The organism is Streptomyces spongiae (assembly GCF_009377185.1).
GTDB classification, from domain to species: Bacteria; Actinomycetota; Actinomycetes; order Streptomycetales; family Streptomycetaceae; genus Streptomyces; species Streptomyces spongiae.
The window spans coordinates 1-21791 of record NZ_VJZC01000077.1 but is presented as its reverse complement, the minus strand read 5'-3'; the positions used below and the strand labels follow the sequence as shown (position 1 = coordinate 21791).

Genomic DNA, 21791 nt, shown 5'->3' with positions numbered 1-21791 from the left:
GGCACTCAGCGCTTCCGGGTGTCAACCCATCGCTACACCCGGACCAGGTCGGCGTTCGCAACCGCGTGCGACTGCGCGAATCGGTACGAACAGATGGTCTAAGGTCCATCAAAACGGACCCAACCATCCCGTGACGGATTCATCCGTGTGAATCCGGTCACGAAAGGGGCGCCGCAGCTCAGCCGTAGGTGTCCCCGGGACCCCTGCTGCCCGGCGCGCGCAAAGGGCCGAAACGGTGGGCGGGGCCCGAAGGACCGTGCACCTTGAGCAGCCGCACCGTGCCGTGGCCCAGGTCCTCGTTGAGGCGCGCGACGATCTGGGGGGCCAGCAGACGCAGGTTCGTCGCCCAGGCCGTGGAGTCGCAGCGCACGGTCAGAACCCGCTCGTCCTCGTCGTACTTCTCCGGGACACAGTGCTTGGCCACGTCCTCGCCCACGAGTTCGGGCCAGCGGCCCATGACACCGCCCACGGCGGCCGGCGTCTCCCAGCCGCGCTCGGTGATCAGACGGTTGATGGCCGAACCGAGAGCCATCGGGTCACGGCCGTCGGCGCGAGCGCCCGATCGCAGACCGCCTCCACGCCGGGCCTGCCTCTTCTGCTGAGCGGCGTCCCCACGCGCGCGTGCCGCCTCTTTCGCGGCCCGCAGCGCCACGCGCGCGAGGTCCACGCCGGACGGTTCGGGTGTCCTCCGCGGCGCGGGCTCGGGGGCGTCCGGTGCGGATCCGTCGGTGCTCATGCGCGCTCCACAGTGCCGTCCGACACGGTGTACCGCGTCCCCGTCAGTACGTCCGGTACATCGTCGTCGACCGCCGCGGTCACCAGGACCTGCTCGCCGGGGGCGACCATCTCCGCGAGGCGTTCCCTCCTGCGGGTGTCCAGCTCGGCGAACACGTCGTCGAGGACGAGCACCGGCTCGTTGCCCTCCGCCCGCAGCAGGTCGTACGAGGCGAGCCGCAGCGACAGGGCGTACGACCAGGACTCACCGTGTGACGCGTATCCCTTGGCGGGCAGCTGACCGAGCTTGAGGACCAGATCGTCCCGATGGGGTCCCACCAGGGTGACGCCCCGCTCGATCTCCTGTTTGCGGGCCTCCGTGAGGGCGCCCATCAGCTGCTCGTAGAGCTCCTCGCGCGCGTGGCCGACGATGCCGGACGAGGACGGCTTGTACTCCAGGGCGACCGGCCCCCCACCGGGCGCCAGCTGCTCGTACGCCTTGTCGGTCAGCGGCTGGATCGCGGCGACCAGATCGAGGCGCTGCGCGAGCAGTTCGGCGCCCACGCGCGCGAGATGCTGGTCCCACACGTCGAGCGTGGACAGATCCATGGAGCGGCCGCCGTGGCGCCGGGCCAGCGCCGCCGACTTGAGGAGCGTGTTGCGCTGCTTGAGGACCCGCTCGTAGTCGGAGCGGACCCCCGCCATGCGCGGCGAGCGGGCGGTGACCATGTCGTCGAGGAAGCGACGCCGTTCGCCCGGATCACCCTTGACCAGGGCGAGGTCCTCGGGCGCGAACAGCACGGTCCGTACGATGCCCAGCACATCACGCGGTCTGACCTGCGAGGACCTGTTGATCCGGGCACGGTTGGCCCGGCCGGGGTTCAGCTCCAGCTCGACGAGCTGCTGACGCTCGCCCTGCCTGACCTGCGCCCGGATGACCGCGCGCTCGGCTCCCATACGGACCAGGGGTGCGTCCGATGCCACCCGGTGGCTGCCGAGGGTCGCGAGGTAGCCGATCGCCTCGACCAGGTTCGTCTTGCCCTGACCGTTGGGGCCCACGAACGCGGTGACGCCCGGGTCGAGCGGGACCTCGACCCGGGCGTACGAGCGGAAGTCGGCCAGCGACAGGTGCGTGACGTGCATGGTCGGGTGCCGACCTCCCCCGGGGTTGTGGACCGGCGATGCGGTCCTGTGGATTACTTCTTCTCGACCGCGTGGCCGCCGAACTGGTTCCGTAGCGCCGCGATCATCTTCATCTGTGGCGAATCGTCCTGCCGGGAGGCGAACCGCGCGAACAGTGACGCGGTGATCGCCGGCAGCGGGACGGCGTGGTCGATGGCGGCCTCCACGGTCCACCGGCCCTCGCCGGAGTCCTGTGCGTAGCCCCGCAGCTCCTCCAGGTGCTCGTCCTCGTCGAGGGCGTTGACCGCCAGGTCCAGCAGCCAGGAACGGATGACCGTGCCCTCCTGCCAGGAGCGGAAGACCTCCCGGACGTCCGTCACGGAGTCGGCCTTCTCCAGCAGTTCCCAGCCCTCGGCGTAGGCCTGCATCATCGCGTACTCGATGCCGTTGTGGACCATCTTCGCGAAGTGCCCGGCGCCCACCTTGCCCGCGTGCACCGCGCCGGAGTCACCCTCCGGCTTGAGCGCGTCGAACACCGGCCGCACCTTGGCGACGTTCTCGGCGTCACCGCCGTACATCAGCGCGTAGCCGTTCTTGAGGCCCCAGACACCGCCGGAGACTCCGCAGTCGACGAAGCCGATGCCCTTGGCGGCCAGCTCCTCCGCGTGCCTCTCGTCGTCCGTCCAGCGCGAGTTGCCGCCGTCCACGACGACGTCACCGGGCTCCAGAAGCTCGGCGAGCTCGTCGATGGTCGACTGGGTCGGGGCACCGGCCGGGACCATCACCCACACCACGCGCGGGCCGGCGAGCTTGCCCACAAGCTCTTCGATGCTGTGGACATCGGCGAGGTCCGGGTTGCGGTCGTATCCGATCACGGTGTGGCCTGCGCGGCGTATTCGCTCGCGCATGTTGCCGCCCATCTTGCCGAGGCCGACGAGACCGAGCTCCATCAGTTGTTCCTTAGGTTGCGACGTGGCATGAGGGCACCTTCGTGCCCGTGTCCGAGCCTAAACCCGGACGCTCACGCACATCCGTGGGCATACGCGCTCAAACGTACGCTCCGACCTGCGGCTTCACCGGCTCGGCCCCGACGACCCGGACCCGGCGACCCGGCGCGGGGCCCGGTGATCCACCGGGCCGTCCCGCGCTGTGGACAACCGTCAGCCGCTGAGCCGCACCGGCATGATCAGGTACTTGTAGGCCTCGTCCGCCTCGGCGTCGACCGCGGGCTTGCCGCTGAGCAGCGCCGGCTTCGTGGACGTCGTGAAGGACAGCTGGGCCACCGGGGAGTCGATCGCGCTCAGACCGTCCAGCAGGAAGGTCGGGTTGAAGGCGATCGACACGTCGTCGCCCTCCAGCTGGGCGTCGACCCTTTCCACAGCCTGTGCGTCGTCGCTGGAGCCGGCCTCCAGGATGAGCACGCCCTGCTCGAAGCTGAGCCGCACCGGGGTGTTCCGCTCGGCGACCAGGGCCACACGCTTGACGGCCTCCACGAAGGGGGCGGTCTCGATGACGGCCACGCTGTTGAACTCCGTCGGGAACAGCGAGCGGTACTTCGGGAGGTCACCCTCCAGCAGGCGCGTGGTCGTACGGCGGCCCGCGCCCTCGAAGCCGATCAGACCCTCGCCCGCACCCGAGCCGGACAGGGCGAGCGTCACGCTGTCGCCGCTGGTGAGGGCCTTGGCGGTGTCCAGGAGCGTCTTGGCGGGCACCAGGGCGACCGCGGACGCCTCCGGGTTCTCCGGCTTCCACAGGAACTCGCGGACCGCGAAGCGGTAGCGGTCGGTGGACGCCAGCGTGACCGTGTCGCCCTCGATCTCGATGCGCACGCCGGTGAGCACCGGCAGCGTGTCGTCACGTCCGGCGGCGATGGCGACCTGGGCGGCGGCGGAGGCGAAGACCTCGCCGGGAACCGTGCCCGTCGCGGTCGGCATCTGCGGCAGCGCCGGGTACTCCTCCACAGGCAGCGTGTGGAGGGTGAACCGCGAGGAGCCACAGACCACGGTCGCCCGTACACCGTCGGTGGAAATCTCCACCGGGCGGTTGGGGAGGGCGCGGCAGATGTCCGCGAGGAGGCGGCCGGAGACGAGGACGGTGCCCTCCTCCTCGACCTCGGCCTCCACCGACACGCGCGCGGAGACCTCGTAGTCGAAGCTGGACAGGCTCAGCTGACCTTCCTCGGCCTTCAGAAGGAGGCCGGCGAGGACAGGCGCCGGCGGACGGGCCGGGAGGCTGCGCGCCGCCCAGGCCACGGCCTCCGCGAGTACGTCGCGTTCCACCCGGATCTTCACTGTTGCCGCCTCCTGCTGTTGCCGGCGCTTCTCGGCCTGCCTGGCTCGTCGTCTGACTCGGTGTGCTCAGCCCCTGCGATGGGGAGGACACCGGGGAACAGTCTGACGCACCCCACTGACAGTAGGTGCCTCTCGGGGTCAAGTCGTGATGAGGGGCAGCCGGGAGCCGGACAGCGAGTTGTGCACAGGACCCCCTTCGAAACGGATTCCCAGCTCTCTCTAGTTGGGAGTAGTAGTAGGGCCTGTGGAAACGGTGGATAACCGGGTTTTCGCAGCTCAGCGCCAAGATTTTGTCCACCGGGCCTGTGGGTGACGGCAGTGGACAACCAGGTGTCTCTGTGGAGAACAGAAAGTTCTGCACACCCCGTGCACAGCCCTGAGGCACTTCTCCCCAGCGGCGTCCCCAGGTTTACCCATGTTTCCCACAGCCCAACCCGGCACCTTTGTGTGACGCCTTTCACTCGGAGCGGTGAGATCGCGCGTCGCGTTGCCGAACAGTGGACAGTCATGTGGAGAAGCCGGGACTCGCTGGGGACAACTGCCCCCAGCCTGTGGGTTGCCGGTGGACAACTCCGTGCACAGCCTGTGGATCTTCTCCTTGTCCACAGTCTGTGGAGATCGTCTGTCCACCAATCCACAAGCGGCTGACCTTGCCTGATGCTTCTTCAACAGGGCTGCCTGTGGACATGATCTGTATAACTTCCCAGTCCCCAGGGTGTGGACGGGAGAAAGTCCCCGAATCTGTGGAGAGCGGCCGTAACCCCACAGGTAATCGAACAGCGGGTGTCGGGCGCGGGGACGGGGAACGATGGCCGACACGCCTCCGAGCGCGTCCGGGAACGGTGGGGGACGTCCTCGCGAACGGGGGCGGAGGCTCTCGGGAACGCCCGGGGCGGTGCTCGAGAACAGCGGCGGACGGCCCTCTGACCGCCTTCCAGGGCCTGCGGGGAACGGCGAAGGCGCCCCGGGACTCTCGTCCGGGGCGCCTTCAGGGGCGTATGCCTGTGGTCGGCGTCGGCGTCGGCGTACGCCTGTGGTCGTCAGCCGTTCTTGATGCGGTTGGTGAGCTCGGTGACCTGGTTGTAGATGGAGCGGCGCTCGGCCATCAGCGCGCGGATCTTCCGGTCGGCGTGCATGACGGTCGTGTGGTCGCGGTTGCCGAACTGCGCGCCGATCTTGGGCAGTGACAGGTCGGTGAGCTCGCGGCACAGGTACATGGCGATCTGCCGGGCGGTCACCAGGGCGCGGCCGCGCGAGGTGCCGCACAGGTCCTCGACGGTCAGCCCGAAGTAGTCGGCGGTCGCGGCCATGATCGCGGTCGCCGTGATCTCGGGGGCCGCGTTCTCGCCGCCCGGGATCAGGTCCTTGAGGACGATCTCGGTCAGGCCGAGGTCGACCGGCTGCCGGTTGAGCGACGCGAACGCCGTCACCCGGATCAGCGCGCCCTCCAGCTCGCGGATGTTGCGCGAGATGCGGGAGGCGATGAACTCCAGCACCTCCGGCGGGGCGTTGAGCTGCTCCTGTACCGCCTTCTTGCGGAGGATCGCGATCCGTGTCTCCAGCTCGGGGGGCTGGACGTCGGTGATCAGGCCCCACTCGAAACGGTTCCGGAGCCGGTCCTCGAGCGTCACCAGCTGTTTGGGCGGCCGGTCGCTGGAGAGCACGATCTGCTTGTTGGCGTTGTGGAGCGTGTTGAAGGTGTGGAAGAACTCCTCCTGCGTCGACTCCTTGTCCGCCAGGAACTGGATGTCGTCGACGAGCAGGATGTCCATCTCGCGGTAGCGCTTGCGGAAGCTGTCGCCCTTGCCGTCGCGGATGGAGTTGATGAACTCGTTGGTGAACTCCTCCGAGCTCACGTACCGCACGCGCGTGCCCGGGTAGAGGCTGCGCGCGTAGTGTCCGATCGCGTGCAGCAGGTGCGTCTTGCCGAGCCCCGACTCCCCGTAGATGAACAGGGGGTTGTATGCCTTGGCCGGCGCTTCGGCGACCGCGACCGCGGCGGCGTGCGCGAAGCGGTTCGAGGCGCCGATGACGAACGTGTCGAAGAGGTACTTCGGGTTCAGCCGTGCGGTGGGCTCCCCCGGCCCCGTCGCGGGCGCGGGCTGCGCGGCCAGCGGGCCGGGCGCGCCACTGGACGCGGGCAACGCCGAGCCGACCGGCCCGCCGCGGTGCACGTGACCCGAGCCCGGCGGGGGATCGGGCAGCTCACGGCGGTCGGGACGCTGGTCGTAGTCGCCGCGACCTTGATCGAAGTCCGAGCGGGCCTGTTCGTAGTCGCCGCGTTCGTAGTCCGCGCGGCCGCTGTCGTACTCCGATCGCTGTTGCTCGTACGGCAGCCGCTCCATGGACTGCGGGCGGTAGTCCTGCGAGGGGGACGCGTACGGGTCGCGCTCCGGGAAGCCGAGTCGCTGCTGCTGCCAGCCGTAGTCGTCCTGGGGCGGGCGCGGCCAGGCGCCGGGCTCGGGGCGCTGGTAGTCCCCGGGGTAGGCGGGACGGGGGGTCGGGAGCTGGTCCGCGCGCGGCGGCGGCAGCTGGTCGCCAGGCCCGCCGGACAGGTGTTCGGGTCGGCCGGGTGTGCGGTCGTCGGCGCGGTGGCGGCCGTAACCCTCGTATCGGTCCCGGGGCCGGCTGTCGTACGCGTCCGGGCCCTGTGCGTCGTAGCCGTCACGGTTCTGCGCCGGTACGGAGGGGTGCTCGGGCTCGTCGTAGCGGGACGGAGCCGGGGCGGGAGATTCGCCGACCGAACTGTCGACGGTGATCGCGATACGGATCGGGCGGCCGCACTCCCGGCTCAGGGTCTCGCTGACGATCGGAGCGAGCCGGCCCTCCAGTACGCCCTTGGCGAACTCGTTCGGGACCGCGAGCAGCGCGGTGTCCGCGACCAGTGCCAGGGGCTGGCAGCGCCTGATCCAGCGCTCGTCCTTGACCTCGACGCCCTGCCCGCGGCCCTCACCGAGGAGCTGCTCCAGTACTCGTGGCCACACTGCGGCAAGATCGGCAGGCAGGTCAGCCACAGGGCACGCTCTCTCACGGGTCCCGCGAACGTGTGGTTCTGGGACGGGTCGGGATGTGAATCGGGTGGGAACGTCAGTTCCCTCGGGTCGGGCCGGCACCAAGCCGTTGGGTCAGGGGAAGGGAACGATTCGGAGTCCAGTCACGGTAGTCAGGGCGACCCGTGCGGTTCAAGTTGTTGTCCCCAGGCTGTGGATAGTGTCTCTCCGTGACCCCTGGTTTGACCGGATGGCGCGGCCCCGCGTACCGTAACCAGGTCGAGTTGTCGATGGCTGCTGCCGCCTGCCTCCGATGGGCACAGATCGCTTTGGGTGATCGGTAAGCGGTGCACTCGGGCGTTGACGCGAGCTACTCGTGGGCGCACGGTGACAGCCAGGACGGCACCACGCAACCACCGATTCTTTCTGGAGCCCCCGAGTGAGCAAGCGCACCTTCCAGCCGAACAACCGTCGCCGCGCGAAGACCCACGGCTTCCGGCTGCGTATGCGTACCCGTGCCGGCCGCGCGATTCTTGCGTCCCGCCGCAGCAAGGGTCGCGCCCGTCTGTCCGCCTGATCCCGGTCAGGTCATGCCGTCGTGCTGCCCACCGAGAACCGGCTGAGGCGGCGCGAGGACTTCGCGACCGCGGTACGACGAGGTCGCCGGGCCGGACGCCCGCTCCTCGTCGTCCACCTTCGAAGCGGTGCCACCGACCCGCACGCGCCTGGGGAGAGCGCTCCCCCGACGCGTGCGGGTTTCGTCGTGAGCAAGGCAGTCGGGGGCGCGGTCATACGTAACAAGGTCAAGCGCCGACTTCGTCATCTGATGCGGGAGCGAGTGGCTCTGTTGCCCCCCGGTAGCCTGGTAGTCGTACGAGCGCTGCCCGGTGCGGGCGACGCCGACCACGCACAGCTGGCCCGAGACCTGGATGCTGCCCTTCAGCGGCTGCTGGGAGGGGGCGCGCGATGAAGTACCCGCTGCTTGCGCTGATCAAGCTGTACCAGTGGACCATCAGTCCGTTGCTCGGGCCGGTCTGCAAGTACTACCCGTCGTGCTCCCACTACGGCTACCAGGCCATCGACCGGCATGGTGCGATCAAGGGCACGGCACTCACCGCCTGGCGCATTCTGCGGTGCAATCCGTGGTCACTGGGCGGTGTGGACCATGTCCCGCCGCGTAAGCGACCGCGGTGGCACGAGATGCTGCGCAACACCTGGCGCGCACGCAAGGGCGGGACCTCCGCCGCCGAACCGGCCACTGAGGGGCACGGGGTGTCCGACCTCCCCTCGAGTCCGGCCGCCGAGAGCCCGTCCCATGCCCAAGGAGCATGATTAGTGGACACGATTGCCAGTCTCTTCAGCTTCATCACGACACCCGTTTCCTGGGTCATCGTCCAGTTCCATACGGTGTATGGCGCCATCTTCGGCGATGACACCGGGTGGGCCTGGGGCCTGTCCATCGTGTCCTTGGTGATCCTGATCCGTATCTGCCTGATCCCGCTGTTCGTGAAGCAGATCAAGGCGACCCGGGCCATGCAGACGCTCCAGCCCGAGATGAAGAAGATCCAGGAGCGCTACAAGAACGACAAGCAGCGTCAGTCCGAAGAGATGATGAAGCTGTACAAGGAGACGGGCACCAACCCGCTCTCCTCGTGCCTTCCCATCCTGGCGCAGTCACCGTTCTTCTTCGCCCTGTACCACGTGCTCAACAGCATCGCGAACAACGACACCATCGGTGTCATCAACCAGAGCCTGCTGGAGAGCGCGCAGAAGGCGCACATCTTCGGGGCTCCGCTGGCCGCGAAGTTCACCGACAGTTCCGCGGACGTCGCGGCCCTCGACGCCTCGCTGACCACGGTCCGCATCGTCACCGCGGTCATGATCGTCCTGATGTCGGCGTCGCAGTTCTACACGCAGCGTCAGCTGATGACGAAGAACGTCGACACCACGGTGAAGACGCCGTTCATGCAGCAGCAGAAGATGCTGATGTACATCTTCCCGGTCATGTTCGCCGTCTTCGGTATCAACTTCCCGGTCGGTGTCCTCGTCTACTGGCTGACCACCAACGTGTGGACCATGGGCCAGCAGATGTACGTGATCCACAACAACCCGACCCCGGGTTCCAAGGCCCAGGCCTCCTACCTGGAGCGTCTGCTGAAGCACGTCACGCACCACGGCAAGACCCGGAACCGCAGTGAGCGCGCCATCGTGAAGGCGATCGTGGCCAAGGGCCGCGACCGCAACGAGTTCGAGCGCAAGTTCATCAACGGCCTCAGCAAGGCGGGCCTCGCGGCCCAGGCCGACGGCACCGTGTCCACGAGTGACGTCCCGGCGGTCGCCACCGCCGAGGACGGTACGCCGACCACCGGGGCACCGAAGCGTCAGCAGCCCAAGCGGCAGAGCAAGGCCCAGCGCCAGTCCGGTGGGGCCAAGCCAGCGGGTGATGGCGAGCCGAAGACCTCGTCCACGTCGCTGAGTAAGTCCGACGAGCCGTCCGACGAGCCGTCCGCTGAGCCGGAGGACGCCAAGCCCACCGCTGCCGCCAACGCCAAGAAGACGGCTTCGAAGCCCGGCTCCGGCACCCGCAGCAAGGCCCAGTCCGGCCAGCGCAAGGGCCAGCAGCGTCCCAAGTCCCCGTCCAAGAAGTAAGCAAGAAGGAGTCCATCCCGTGACGGAAGGCACCACCTCCGCCGCCACCGAGGGTGGCGACACCCTGACCCGCCTGGAGCAGGAGGGCGAGATCGCGGCGGACTACCTCGAGGGTCTGCTGGACATCGCCGACCTCGACGGTGACATCGACATGGACGTCGAGGCCGACCGCGCCGCTGTCTCGATCATCAGCGATGCGGGCAGCCGCGACCTGCAGAAGCTGGTCGGTCGGGACGGCGAGGTACTGGAGGCGCTCCAGGAGCTCACGCGCCTGGCCGTGCACCGGGAGACCGGGGACCGCAGCCGTCTGATGCTGGACATCGCCGGCTACCGCGCCAAGAAGCGTGCCGAGCTCTCCGAGCTGGGTGCCAAGGCCGCGGCCGAGGCCAAGAGCACCGGAGAGCCGGTGAAGATGAAGCCGATGACGCCCTTCGAGCGCAAGGTCGTGCACGACGCGGTCAAGTCCGCGGGCCTGCGCAGCGAGTCCGAGGGCGAGGAGCCGCAGCGCTTCGTCGTCGTGCTTCCTGCCTGATTCGGTACGTTCCTCCGGCCCCGTCTGTTGCGCAGGCGGGGCCGAACTTTGTCAGCCTGGTTTCTGGTGGTCGGCGCTGGGTGCGCTGATGCGCCTACGGAAGGACGGTTCCCGTGACGGAGGCAGCGGAGCTTCCCCCCGCGCCCGAGCAGGCGCGTGTCGTGTTCGGCGATCGCTACGCTGATGCGGTCCGGTACGCGGAGCTGCTCGCTGAAGCGGGTGTACAGCGGGGGCTCATCGGCCCGCGTGAAGTGCCCCGTCTGTGGGAGCGGCATCTGCTGAACTGCGCGGTGCTCTCGGAGGTCGTGCCCGAAGGCGTGACTGTGTGCGACGTGGGCTCGGGTGCGGGGCTGCCGGGCATTCCGCTGGCTCTTGTCCGGGACGACCTGAAGATCACCCTGCTGGAACCGCTGCTGCGGCGCACGAACTTTCTCACTGAGGTCGTCGAGCTCCTGGGCCTCGACCATGTGACGGTCGTCCGGGGGCGCGCCGAGGAGGTCATGGGGCAGCTGCAGCCGGTCCATGTCGTGACCGCACGGGCAGTGGCGCCGCTGGACCGGTTGGCCACCTGGGGCATTCCGCTGCTGCGCCCGTACGGGGAGATGCTGGCGCTCAAGGGCGACACGGCCGAGGAGGAGCTGAAGAGTGCGGCCACGGCGCTGAGCAAGCTCGGTGCGGTGGAGACGTCGATCCTGCATTGCGGTGAGGGCGTCGTGGAACCGATGTCCACGGTTGTCCGGGTTGAGGTCGGGGAGAGCCCGGGCGGTGTGCGCTTCGCCGCCAAGCGGGCGAAGGCTGCCCGGGCCGGGCGGGCTCGTCGACGGCGGGGCTAGAGGGTGCGAGCGGCTGCTGATTCTTTTGATGCGGCCGTGGGCTCATCCGTCCTGACGACCAGCGGTACTCCACACAAGCTGCCAAACCTACCCAACTCGGAGTGTCGCGCGGATGTGGCGGTAGCCGCTGTGCATCGTGTTTCACGTGAAACGTCGCTCTCTGCTGCATGGCATCATCAGCCGTGGCCGCGCCGCGGCCGGACCCCGCGACCGTAAGCCTCTCGGGTCACTCGGAGAGGTATCGGAGTTGTCCACAGAGGTGGATTTCTCCACAGAACACCAGGCCTCACTGGTTCACGACCCCGAAGACATGGGAGGCTCTGTTCATTGCGAGCCTGAAGTCGAGGAGAGTGAATCCTTGCGGTCCGACGCCAACATCGCGGGACCGATGACCGATCCGGTCCCCGGTCCCCGTACCGAGTCGATGGGGGAGGATGTTTCACGTGAAACACCGCCCCCGATGGACGACACTCCCATCGGTCGTGCTGCCCAATTGGCGGTGGAAGCTCTAGGCCGCGCCGGTGAGGGCCTGCCACGGCCCGAGCAGACGCGCGTCATGGTGGTCGCCAACCAGAAGGGCGGAGTGGGGAAGACCACGACGACGGTCAACCTTGCTGCTTCACTGGCTCTGCATGGTGGACGTGTCCTAGTGATCGACCTCGACCCGCAGGGCAATGCGTCCACTGCGCTGGGCATCGATCACCACGCCGAAGTTCCTTCGATCTACGACGTGTTGGTCGAGAGCAAGCCACTTGCCGAAGTCGTCCAGCCCGTGCCCGATGTCGAGGGACTCTTCTGCGCCCCCGCCACGATCGATCTCGCCGGTGCGGAGATCGAGCTGGTGTCCTTGGTGGCGCGCGAGAGCCGACTGCAGCGCGCGATCCAGGCATACGAGCAGCCCTTGGACTACATCCTCATCGACTGCCCGCCCTCGCTCGGTCTGCTGACCGTCAATGCGCTGGTGGCCGGCGCGGAGGTCCTTATCCCGATCCAGTGCGAGTACTACGCGCTCGAGGGTCTGGGCCAGCTGCTCCGCAATGTCGACCTGGTGCGGGGTCACCTGAACCCTGCCCTGCATGTGTCGACCATCCTGCTCACCATGTATGACGGCCGGACGCGCCTCGCGTCCCAGGTCGCCGACGAGGTGCGCAACCACTTCGGTGACGAGGTGCTGAGGACGAGCATTCCGCGCTCGGTCCGTATCTCCGAGGCACCGAGCTATGGGCAGACGGTGCTGACCTACGATCCAGGATCGAGCGGTGCCCTCTCCTATCTTGAGGCGGCACGAGAAATCGCGCTGAAGGGTGTCGGCGTCGGCTACGACCCGACGCAGGCCCACATCGGCGCACAGAACAACCCGAACATGGTGGAGGGGATCCAGTGAGTGAGCGACGGAGGGGGCTGGGCCGTGGTCTTGGCGCGCTGATCCCCGCAGCACCGACAGGGGAGAAGACGGCGCCACCGACGGGGAGTGGAGGCGCTACGCCTCCCGCCTCTGTGCCCACCCTCACTGCCGAGCGCGGAGTGGCGGCCGCGAAGGTCGCAACGCTGCCGCATGTTTCACGTGAAACAGAGGAACCGGCGCTGAGCGATGCGGTGGAGACACCGGCAGCGCCTCTCGGTGCCCACTTCGCCGAGCTGCCTCTGGACTCCATCACGCCGAACCCCCGCCAGCCGCGTGAGGTGTTCGACGAGGACCTTCTGCAGGAACTCGTCACCTCTATCAAGGAGGTCGGTCTTCTCCAGCCCGTCGTCGTACGGCAGCTGGGCCCCGCGCGGTACGAGCTCATCATGGGCGAGCGGCGTTGGCGTGCCTGCCGGGAGGCCGGCCTGGAGGCGATCCCGGCGATCGTGCGGGCCACGGACGACGAGAAGCTGCTCCTGGACGCGCTCCTGGAGAACCTGCACCGAGCTCAGCTCAACCCGCTGGAAGAGGCGGCTGCCTATGACCAGTTGCTCAGGGACTTCAACTGCACGCATGACCAGCTGGCGGACCGGATCGGTCGCTCCCGTCCACAGGTCTCCAACACCCTGCGTCTGCTGAAGCTCTCGCCCGCGGTTCAGCGGCGTGTGGCCGCCGGCGTTCTCTCCGCGGGGCACGCTCGGGCACTGCTCTCCGTGGATGACTCGGAGGAGCAGGACCGGCTGGCTCATCGGATCGTCGCCGAAGGTCTCTCGGTGCGAGCGGTCGAGGAGATCGTCACCCTCATGGGTTCGCACCCGAAGAGCGCCCCGCGTTCCAAGGGACCGCGTGCCGGCGCCCGGGTCTCCCCGGCGCTGAGCGAGCTTGCGACCCGGCTCTCGGATCGCTTCGAGACGCGGGTGAAGGTCGACCTCGGCCAGAAGAAGGGCAAGATCACAGTCGAGTTCGCCTCGATGGAGGACCTTGAACGCATCCTTGGCAGCCTCGCCCCCGGTGAAGGACCGGTTCTTCAGAAGGGTCTCCAGGACATCGATTCCGACGAGACCGAGTCCTGAGCCTTCAGACTGTAGGACGACTTTCGACTGGTCGACCAGCGGAGCGGGCCGTGTCCGGTGTGTACCGGAACACGTCCCGCTCTTTGCTTTCAGGCGGTATCGATGGAATCACATCATGGATACGATGCGTTCGGATATGGCGCATCCACCTGGCAGCACCTTGATTGGGGAGGCGGGGGTCATGCGAACCATGAGCCGTTCCGGGCTGGTGACCGCAGGACTTGGCCTGGGGGCGGTTGGCGGTTTCGTCGGCAGCCTGCTGAGGGAGCGGAGCGCCCTGACAGCCGCCCGCGACGCAGCGGGCGAAGGAAGCGAGGAACATCCTTCATGGGGCGTCGGCTCGTACCGCTCACCCTGGACAACCTTAAGGACCTTCCCAAGCGCTGTCGTTCGTGTGTCTTCTGGGAGTTGGACCCAGTCAGCGGTGAGGCCGCGGTAAAGGCGGGCACTCCCGCACTGGAGAAAGAGGCATGGATCTCTGCTGTCCTGTTGGACTGGGGATCGTGCGGCCGGGTCGTCTACGTGGACGATGCGCCGGTTGGCTTCGTGCTGTACGCGCCGCCCGCCTATGTTCCACGCTCAACGGCGTTTCCTACGAGCCCGCTGTCTCCCGATGCCGTCCAGCTGATGACCGCCTTCATCATGCCGGGCTATCAGGGGCAGGGCCTGGGCCGTGTGATGGTCCAGACGGTTGCCAAGGATCTGCTGCGGAGGGGCTTCAAGGCCATTGAGGCATTCGGGGACGCTCGTTGGCAGTCGCCGGTGTGCGTGCTGCCTGCCGACCACTTGACGGCGGTGGGCTTCAAGACGGTCCGCCCTCATCCGACGCATCCCCGGCTTCGGCTGGAGCTACGGACGACGCTCTCCTGGAAAGAGGACGTCGAGCTGGCACTGGACCGCTTGCTCGGCGCCGTACAGAAGGAGCCCGCGCTGCGACCGCTGTAGTAGCTGGCCTCTCTGTGGCTTTTACTCTGTGGCATCTGCTCTGTGGCATCTACGCCTGCTCACCTCATACGAATGGGCCAGCCCTCAAGGGCTGGCCCATTCGTGTTTCACGTGAAACATCGCCGCTGTCGTGAAACGGCGGTGCCGACGACTCGGCTCAGTCAGCGATGAAGTCCTCAAGGTCACGGACGATCGCGGCCTTCGGCTTGGCGCCGACGATGGTCTTGGCGACCTCGCCACCCTGGTACACGTTCAGGGTCGGGATGGACATCACGCCGTACTTGGCGGCCGTACCCGGGTTCTCGTCGATGTTGAGCTTGACGACCTCGATCTTGTCGCCGTACTCGGCGGCGATCGCCTCAAGGGACGGCGCGATCTGGCGGCACGGACCGCACCAGGCGGCCCAGAAGTCCACCAGGACGGGCTTGTCGTTCTTGAGGACGTCCTGCTCAAAAGAGTCGTCGGTCACGTTCTTCAGGGTGCCGGCCACGGCGGGGCTCCTTCAATGGTTGGTGCGGTGGGGCGGATGAGGGTCAGACGGCGGTCTTCTCGGGCTCGGCGGCCTGCTCGCCGTCCGCGAGAGCGGAGAGGAAGCGCTCGGCGTCGAGGGCAGCGGAACAGCCGGTGCCGGCTGCCGTGATCGCCTGGCGGTAGGTGTGGTCGACGACGTCACCGGCGCCGAAGACACCGGACAGGTTCGTCCGGGTGGAGGGAGCGTCGACCTTGAGGTAGCCCTCCTCGTCCAGGTCGAGCTGGCCCTTGAAGAGTTCGGTACGCGGGTCGTGGCCGATCGCGATGAACAGGCCCGTCACCGGCAGCTCGGACGTCTCACCCGTCTTCACGTTGCGCAGCGTCACACCGGCCAGCTTCTGGTCGCCCTTGATCTCGGCGATCTCGCTGTCCCAGACGAACTTGATCTTCGGGTCGGCGAAGGCGCGCTCCTGCATGGCCTTGGAGGCCCGCAGCGTGTCCCGGCGGTGCACAACCGTCACGGATTTGGCGAACCGGGAGAGGAAGGTGGCCTCCTCCATGGCGGTGTCACCGCCACCGATCACGGCGATGTCCTGGTCCTTGAAGAAGAACCCGTCGCAGGTGGCGCACCAGGAGACACCGCGGCCGGAGAGAGCGTCCTCGTTGGGCAGCCCGAGCTTGCGGTGCTGGGAGCCGGTGGTGACGATGACCGTCTTGGCGCGGTGCACGGTCCCCGCGGTGTCCGTGACGGTCTTGATCTCTCCGCTGAGGTCGACGGCCACCACGTCGTCGGGAACGAGCTCGGCACCGAAGCGCTCGGACTGGGCACGCATGTTGTCCATGAGCTCGGGGCCCATGATGCCGTCCTGGAAGCCGGGGAAGTTCTCCACGTCGGTGGTGTTCATGAGCGCGCCACCCGCGGTGACGGCGCCCTCGAACACCAGCGGCTTCAGCGACGCGCGCGCGGTGTAGAGCGCCGCCGTATAGCCGGCGGGCCCGGACCCGATGATGATCACGTTTCGGACGTCGCTCACGGCTTGATTCCTCGTCTCTGGAGACTGTTGCGTACTGCTGCCGGTGGGAGCTTCTCTCACAACTCTCACCCCACCCAACGGATCCTACGGGGCGTGCATTCCCGGTGTGTCCGGGCACACGGAGTAGTAGCACCACGCAGGACTGTCAAGGGTGTCAGGCGTGCGGACGCAGCTGCTCAGCGACCGGTGGATGCCTCTGCGGAGGGGCGCGGAAACGAGTGCTTCAGCAGGACGTCACCGGGGGGTGCCGGAGTCTTGCCCACGCAGGCAGCGTCGACGACGTACGCCGTGACGCGGTCGGTGTGGGAGGCATCGGGCAGTACCACGAGATACGCGGTCGCGCCCTCGTACTCGCCTTCCTGGGCTGCCAGCGGGCTCTCGCTGCGACCGATCCCCTCTGCGATGCAGCCGGGCACGTCGACTGCGGTGAGGGTCTTGTGCGGTCCATCAGTCTTGGCGCCCGGGGGGTTGGTGCTGGTGCGGAAGTCGTCCTGGCCCTCGGAGCTCTTCTCTTCGGTGCGGTTCTCCGCGAGGAGACTCTCCACCCGGTGCTTCACCGTGTCGCCGGAGAACGCACTCACAGAGGCGTCCTGACTGCGCTGTGTCTCGGGGTTGCCGCCGGAGCCGGAGTCCCCCATCGACTGGGCGAGCAGCGTGCCGAGCCCCAGCGCGGCAGCTGTGAAGACCGTGCCCAGCACAACGGACCTTCGGCGAGCGATGCGCTTGCGGCCGGGTCGACCAGGGCCTGTGGCCGCGCGCGAGTGGCCTGCGGGGCGGTCCGCTGCCGAGGCCGATGTTTCACGTGAAACATGCGCGCCGCTGGTCGCGTCGAGCTCCGGACGCGAGGCGTCGTGAGCGGCTCCCTGAACCGTTGTGGCGTGGGGACCGGGCGCTGTGGAGTTCAGCAGCGCTTCGGCGGCCAGAGCGGCGTCGATGCGGCCGGCGATGTCGGCAGGCATGCGTGGTGGACCCGGCAGTGTGCCGAGCATGCCGCGGATCTCCTCCAGCGAGTCGTACACGTCGGCGCACAGCGTGCATGCGTCCAGGTGCTGTCGCACGTCCGCAGTACGAGAGGGCGGGAGCAGACCTTCGGTGAGGTCGGAGAGCTCCGTGACCTCCGGGTGCTCCGCCGTATCGGTCGTGGATGTCACGCTCGCCCACCTCCGCCCTTCACAGCAGCTGAATCGCTTGGCCCTGCATCTTGTGTTCCTGCTGCAGGTGGGACGGATGTCCCCCGCGTCCGGTTCCTTCTCCCGGCCGACTTCTTGCCGCCCTCGCCTCCGCCGTCCGCACGGAGATGGGTCAGCAAGGGGAGGAGTCTGGCTCTGCCACGGGCGCAACGGCTCTTCACGGTGCCGGTCGGAACGTCCAGGATCCTGGCGGCCTCCGCCACGGGGTAGCCCTGCATGTCCACCAGGACCAGGGCGGCGCGCTGGTCGGTGGGCAGGGTTCCCAGCGCCTCCAGGAGCTGGCGATGCAGGTCGTTGCGCTCCGCCGGAGCGGACGCGGACTCGTGCGGCTCCAAGAGCTGTTCCAGCCGCTCCGTGTCGTCGACGGGTGAGGTCTTCCGTGAGGCGGCCTTGCGGGCGCGGTCGAGACAGGCGTTCACCGTGATCCGGTGCAGCCAGGTCGTGACGGCCGACTGGCCGCGGAAGGTGTGGGCGGCCCGGTAGGCGGAGACGAGTGCGTCCTGGACCGCGTCGGCGGCCTCCTCACGGTCCCCCAGTGTGCGCAGGGCCACCGCCCACAGCCGGTCGCGGTGCCGCCGTACGATCTCTCCGAAGGCCTCCGGATCGCCCTCGACATGGCGAGCGAGGAGGTCCTGATCGCTCGCCCCGTCATACCCGGCGTCGTCTGCCATGGACCCCCTCCCCTCGTCTTCGAGCTGTCAGCCCGTGAACTTGACGTCCGTGATGGCCTGCTTGAAGCCGGCGGTGCTGTATCCGTCGGTGGGAGCGTACGGAACGTCCGTGATCCACAGGAGTACGTACTGCGTCTTCAGCGACTTCGACGCCTTCACCGTGGCAGTGGTGCCGTCCGTGGTGACGGTGCCGATCTCCTTCATCCCGCTGACGGACGTCGAGGGAGTCAGGGAGTCGGCGGCGTACAGATGGACCGTCGTGTGGTTTCCGGTGTACCGGAGCCCTATCGACGCCGACGCGATCTTCTTCGCTGAACCGAGGTCATAGACGATGCCGACGCCGGGCTTGTACGGCGCCAGCTTCGGTCCTTCGTTGTACCGCTTGGTGCGCCAGAACGTGGAGGACTTGCCGTCGTACGTGAGGTCCACGTCCGCGGCCGCCTGGGCGGAGCCCTCGGCCACGTACTCCTCGGCGTTCTTGATCGCTATGGGCTTGGTCGGCTTGGTCTTGCCGCCGTCCTTGTCGTTCCCGTCGCTCCTCTGGTTCGTGTTCGTGTCGTCGGTCGACTTGCCGCCCTGTTCCATGAGGGCGTCGGCGAGCTGCCAGCTGCCGAGACCCAGGGCTGCGATGAGCAGTGCCGACACGGCCCACTTGAGGGCCTTGCCGGTACGGCTCTGCAGCGGGGGCGGCGGTGCCGGGATCGGCTGTGTGGCGCCCGGTCGGGGCGTCTGACGGCCGTACGTCCCCTGCTGGTAGTTCGTGCGCTGGTACTCGGGCGGCGCGGCGAAGGTGGGCTCCGGGGGGCGGATGCGGGGCATCTCGCCGATCGCCTTCACCAGTTCCTCCGGCGTGGTGCAGGCGGACTCATGGCGGGAGGCGGTCGCGCCGTCGTTGACGAGAGCACGCATGGCGAGCTCCGACAGACCGCGGTGGACGCCGGCCCGTACCTGGTCGGGAGCGATGAGCCCGACGTCCTTCGGCAGCCCGGAGAGACCGTACGCGTCCTCGTCGTACGGCCAGCGCTGGGTGAGCGCCGTGTAGAGCAGGGCGCCGATCGCCTCCGTATCGGTGCGCTGCGGGGCCTCGGAGCTGATCCCGCGCAGCGCGGCGTTCACGGCGAGCCCGCGGATACGCCACTGACCGGAGCTGGAGCGGAGCACGGCGCTCGGGTTGAGCCGCAGATGGGAGAGGCCCTCGCGATGCGCGGCGGCCATGGCGTGGGAGATCTGGGTGACCATCTGATACGCGTCGTGCGGCTCCAGCGGGCCGGAGGCGAGCAGTGTTGTCAGCTCCGTCGCGTCCGGCAGCCACTCGTGCACCACGTACACGAGGTCGTTCTCCTCGACCGCGTCCAGGACCTGGACGAACCGCGGATCGCCCAGCAGGGCGGACGAGCGTGCCGCCGCCAGCACGGAGCGTGCCCGTGTGTGGTCGGCCGGCAGGATGTGTACGCCGACGGCGCGGCGGAGTTTTTCATCCACCGCACGCCAACTACTGAAACCGTCCAGACGGGTGACGCACTCTTCGAGACGGTAGCGTCTGGCGAGCTTGTGGCCGCTGTGCAGTTCGGGCGGCGTGGTCTTTCCGACCTCGGTGCCGCCGCTCCCCTGTGCCTCTTCGCTCGCCGCGCTGTCCGTGTCCCGCTCCCGGTTCTGGGCCACCCCGTCGGCCGTGGACTGGTCCGCCTGTGCGGTCAGCGGCTCATCGCCGCTGTTGTCTGCCACGTCGACGGCAGCCGTGCTCCGTTCCGCCACCGTCGTCCCTGCCTCCCCATCTCTTGCGCGTTGTCCGACGCCAAAGCCAATTGTGCCCACAGTCCGCCGCTATGAGCGACACACGGCGGCGGACGATGGTTGTGCGCTTACCCCCGCCTCAGCGCCCCAGGCGCCCGCGGACCATGCCGACCATTGAGTTGAGCTCCTCGATGCGCATCCGCCGCGCCGCGACGAAGAAGACACCGAGCAGAACGATTCCGCCGCCGACGAGCGCGAGCATCGAGCCGCCGACGCCCTGCCCCAGGGTGCGGCTGATGCCGTAGCAGGCGGCGCCGCTGAGCAGGGCAGCGGGCACCGAGGCGATGCACAGCCTCGCGTACGTCCGCAGCACCGTGGACCCGTCCAGATCACCGCCCAGCCGCTTGCGCAGCCGACGCCAGGCCACCCCGACACCGATCGCGTACGCCACTCCGTACACGGCAGCCATACCCACCACCGCCCACCGCGCGGGCAGCACGAGGAAGCAGACCGCGGAAGCCCCGGCGTTGACGGCCGCCACGATGACCGTGTTGTAGAAGGGCGTCCGGGTGTCCTCGTACGCGTAGAAGGCGCGTAGCACGACGTACTGCACGGAGTACGGGATCAGGCCGAGGCCGAACGCCATCAGCATGTAGCCCATGTTCGTGGCGGAGCTGGTGCCCGAGGAGCCGAAGATCAGGGTGCACATCGGGATGCCGAGCGAGACGAACCCGAAGGCGATGGGCACGATCGCGACGGCGGTCGTGCGCAGACCCTGGGAGATGTCGTCGCGGACGGCACCCGCGTCGTCCTCGGCGGCCGAACGCGAGATCCGCGGCAGCAGGGCGGCCATCAGCGAGACCGTGATGATCGCCTGCGGCAGGCCCCAGATGAGCTGGGCGTTCGCGTAGGCGCTGAAACCGGTGCCGGCGATGTTCGTCTCGGTGACCGAAGCGGTGGCGAGCTGGGTGACGACGAGGGCGCCCGCCTGGTTGGCGAGGACGAACAGGATCGTCCACTTGGCGAGCATCGCGGCCTTGCCCAGGCCGTGGCCCTTCCAGTCGAAGCGCAGGCGCAGCTTGAAGCCCGTCTCCCGCAGGTAAGGGATCATCGCGAGGGCCTGGACGACAAGACCGAGAAGGACACCGACGCCGAGGAGGCGCTCGCCCTCCGGAGGGATGTTCTCGACGGTCATGTGCGAGTTGGCGGCGCTGCCGTAGACCCAGAGGAACGCCCCCAGGGTCACGATGATGACGATGTTGTTCAGGACCGGGGTCCACATCATCGCGCCGAACCGGCCTCGGGCGTTGAGGATCTGCCCCATCACCACATGGATGCCCATGAAGAAGATCGTGGGCAGGACGTACCGGGTGAAGGTGACAGCGACGTCGTTGGCCGCGGGATCGCTGGCGACGGGGTTCGAGAGCACCCGGACGAGCAGTGGCGCGGCGAAGACCGCTGCGGCGGTGAGCGCGGCGAGCGCCACCATCACCAGGGTCAGCAGCCGGTTGGCGAAGGCCTCGCCGCCGTCGTCGTCCTCCTTCATGGCGCGCACGAGCTGAGGCACGAAGACGGAGTTGAGACCGCCGCCGACGGTGAGGATGTAGATCATCGTCGGCAGTTGGTAGGCGACCTGGAAAGTGTCACCCAGGAGAGCGGTACCCAGCGCCGAGACGATCAGCGCCGATCGCACGAAGCCGGTGAGGCGGGACACCATGGTGCCGGCCGCCATCACGGCGCTGGACTTCAGCAGCCCCGAGGCGCGGCCGCCCTTCTTCGCCGGAGGCGTGGGAGCGGGCGCAGGGGCGGTCTGCTGCGGTTCGGGGCCCTGGGCGGGTCTCGGCGGCTGGGCGGGACCGGGTACGGACGGCTGGTCCATGGGCGCGTGGGCGCCACCCTGCTGCTGGTCGCGGAAGAGATGGGCGAAGGCGTCCGGCTCGTGACGCTGCTCCCCGGCTCGTGTGACGAGATCGTCCACGCCCACGAACTGGGTCGTACGGGGGTCGTCGCCGTACGGCAGATGCTGTGACGGCCCCTCGGGTTCCGGCGGCGGGGTCTGCGCCCACACGCGCGGGTCGGGGGCGTACGGGGAGGACGGTGGCTGGGCGTAGAGCGGCTGCTGCGCCTGGTATGTGCC

The 21791-nt window shown here is 68.2% G+C and carries 20 protein-coding genes; 9 read left to right on the top strand and 11 right to left on the bottom strand.

Translation table 11 applies throughout. The annotated features are described in order from the left end of the window. Window positions 1-178: 178 nt before the first annotated feature. The 5 genes from FNH08_RS14295 to dnaA form a co-directional block, all read right to left on the bottom strand. On the bottom strand, window positions 179-736 hold the full coding sequence (locus tag FNH08_RS14295; RefSeq protein ID WP_152771842.1) for a DUF721 domain-containing protein: 558 nt from the start codon (window positions 734-736) through the stop codon (window positions 179-181). After that, window positions 733-1857 carry a DNA replication/repair protein RecF gene (gene recF, locus FNH08_RS14290; protein WP_152771841.1) on the bottom strand — a complete coding sequence of 375 codons (1125 nt, stop codon included), beginning with the start codon at window positions 1855-1857 and terminating at the stop codon, window positions 733-735. The genes FNH08_RS14295 and recF overlap by 4 nt, the downstream gene beginning before the upstream one ends. Before the next feature lie 53 nt (window positions 1858-1910). Beyond that, window positions 1911-2786 carry a phosphogluconate dehydrogenase (NAD(+)-dependent, decarboxylating) gene (gnd, locus tag FNH08_RS14285; RefSeq protein WP_152771840.1) on the bottom strand — a complete coding sequence of 292 codons (876 nt, stop codon included), beginning with the start codon at window positions 2784-2786 and terminating at the stop codon, window positions 1911-1913. Window positions 2787-2996: 210 nt separating this feature from the next. After that, window positions 2997-4127: a DNA polymerase III subunit beta gene (dnaN, locus tag FNH08_RS14280; RefSeq protein ID WP_322724466.1), complete on the bottom strand. Its 1131-nt coding sequence runs from the start codon at window positions 4125-4127 to the stop codon at window positions 2997-2999. Window positions 4128-5167: 1040 nt separating this feature from the next. Beyond that, window positions 5168-7141: a chromosomal replication initiator protein DnaA gene (gene dnaA, locus FNH08_RS14270; RefSeq protein ID WP_322724465.1), complete on the bottom strand. Its 1974-nt coding sequence runs from the start codon at window positions 7139-7141 to the stop codon at window positions 5168-5170. Window positions 7142-7556: 415 nt separating this feature from the next. Between dnaA and rpmH the strand changes: the two genes are divergently transcribed. The 9 genes from rpmH to FNH08_RS14225 all read left to right on the top strand — a co-directional run bounded on the left by rpmH (window position 7557) and on the right by FNH08_RS14225 (window position 14554). Continuing rightward, on the top strand, window positions 7557-7694 hold the full coding sequence (gene rpmH / locus FNH08_RS14265) for a 50S ribosomal protein L34 (RefSeq protein WP_003956500.1): 138 nt from the start codon (window positions 7557-7559) through the stop codon (window positions 7692-7694). A 21-nt stretch (window positions 7695-7715) separates the two neighbouring features. Beyond that, window positions 7716-8087 carry a ribonuclease P protein component gene (gene rnpA / locus FNH08_RS14260; RefSeq protein WP_322724462.1) on the top strand — a complete coding sequence of 124 codons (372 nt, stop codon included), beginning with the start codon at window positions 7716-7718 and terminating at the stop codon, window positions 8085-8087. Continuing rightward, a complete protein-coding gene (yidD, locus tag FNH08_RS14255) occupies window positions 8084-8449 on the top strand; it encodes a membrane protein insertion efficiency factor YidD (RefSeq protein ID WP_152771839.1) in 366 nt (121 codons plus the stop codon). Before rnpA ends, yidD begins: the two co-directional genes overlap by 4 nt. A gap of 3 nt (window positions 8450-8452) precedes the next feature. Then, the gene (gene yidC, locus FNH08_RS14250) at window positions 8453-9766 is read left to right on the top strand and encodes a membrane protein insertase YidC (RefSeq protein ID WP_322724460.1); all 1314 of its coding nucleotides are present in this window, start codon (window positions 8453-8455) and stop codon (window positions 9764-9766) included. A 19-nt stretch (window positions 9767-9785) separates the two neighbouring features. Further along, window positions 9786-10298 carry a Jag family protein gene (locus tag FNH08_RS14245; protein ID WP_322724459.1) on the top strand — a complete coding sequence of 171 codons (513 nt, stop codon included), beginning with the start codon at window positions 9786-9788 and terminating at the stop codon, window positions 10296-10298. Window positions 10299-10411: 113 nt separating this feature from the next. Then, complete coding sequence (gene rsmG / locus FNH08_RS14240) at window positions 10412-11131, top strand: 16S rRNA (guanine(527)-N(7))-methyltransferase RsmG (RefSeq protein WP_322724458.1); 720 nt, start codon at window positions 10412-10414, stop codon at window positions 11129-11131. A 310-nt stretch (window positions 11132-11441) separates the two neighbouring features. After that, complete coding sequence (locus tag FNH08_RS14235; RefSeq protein ID WP_152771847.1) at window positions 11442-12515, top strand: ParA family protein; 1074 nt, start codon at window positions 11442-11444, stop codon at window positions 12513-12515. Next, on the top strand, window positions 12512-13609 hold the full coding sequence (locus tag FNH08_RS14230) for a ParB/RepB/Spo0J family partition protein (protein WP_322724456.1): 1098 nt from the start codon (window positions 12512-12514) through the stop codon (window positions 13607-13609). The genes FNH08_RS14235 and FNH08_RS14230 overlap by 4 nt, the downstream gene beginning before the upstream one ends. Window positions 13610-13936: 327 nt before the next feature. Next, a complete protein-coding gene (locus tag FNH08_RS14225; RefSeq protein WP_152771838.1) occupies window positions 13937-14554 on the top strand; it encodes a GNAT family N-acetyltransferase in 618 nt (205 codons plus the stop codon). A 157-nt stretch (window positions 14555-14711) separates the two neighbouring features. Here the strand turns inward: FNH08_RS14225 and trxA are convergent, their stop codons facing one another. The 6 genes from trxA to murJ form a co-directional block, all read right to left on the bottom strand. After that, window positions 14712-15044, bottom strand: a complete 333-nt coding sequence (gene trxA / locus FNH08_RS14220; protein WP_322724455.1) for a thioredoxin — start codon at window positions 15042-15044, stop codon at window positions 14712-14714. 43 nt (window positions 15045-15087) lie between these two features. Then, entirely contained in the window at window positions 15088-16059 is a 972-nt protein-coding gene (trxB, locus tag FNH08_RS14215; protein ID WP_322724454.1) for a thioredoxin-disulfide reductase, read from the bottom strand. A gap of 176 nt (window positions 16060-16235) precedes the next feature. Next, on the bottom strand, window positions 16236-17210 hold the full coding sequence (locus FNH08_RS14210; protein ID WP_322724453.1) for an anti-sigma factor: 975 nt from the start codon (window positions 17208-17210) through the stop codon (window positions 16236-16238). Next, window positions 17207-17920, bottom strand: coding sequence for an RNA polymerase sigma factor SigM (sigM, locus tag FNH08_RS14205; protein ID WP_152771837.1), 714 nt, complete (start codon window positions 17918-17920; stop codon window positions 17207-17209). The genes FNH08_RS14210 and sigM overlap by 4 nt, the downstream gene beginning before the upstream one ends. Before the next feature lie 27 nt (window positions 17921-17947). Next, window positions 17948-19675 carry a protein kinase family protein gene (locus FNH08_RS14200; protein ID WP_322724451.1) on the bottom strand — a complete coding sequence of 576 codons (1728 nt, stop codon included), beginning with the start codon at window positions 19673-19675 and terminating at the stop codon, window positions 17948-17950. A 118-nt stretch (window positions 19676-19793) separates the two neighbouring features. Further along, window positions 19794-21791, bottom strand: a 1998-nt coding sequence (gene murJ, locus FNH08_RS14195; protein WP_152771836.1) for a murein biosynthesis integral membrane protein MurJ, incomplete at its 5' end; no start/stop codon positions are given.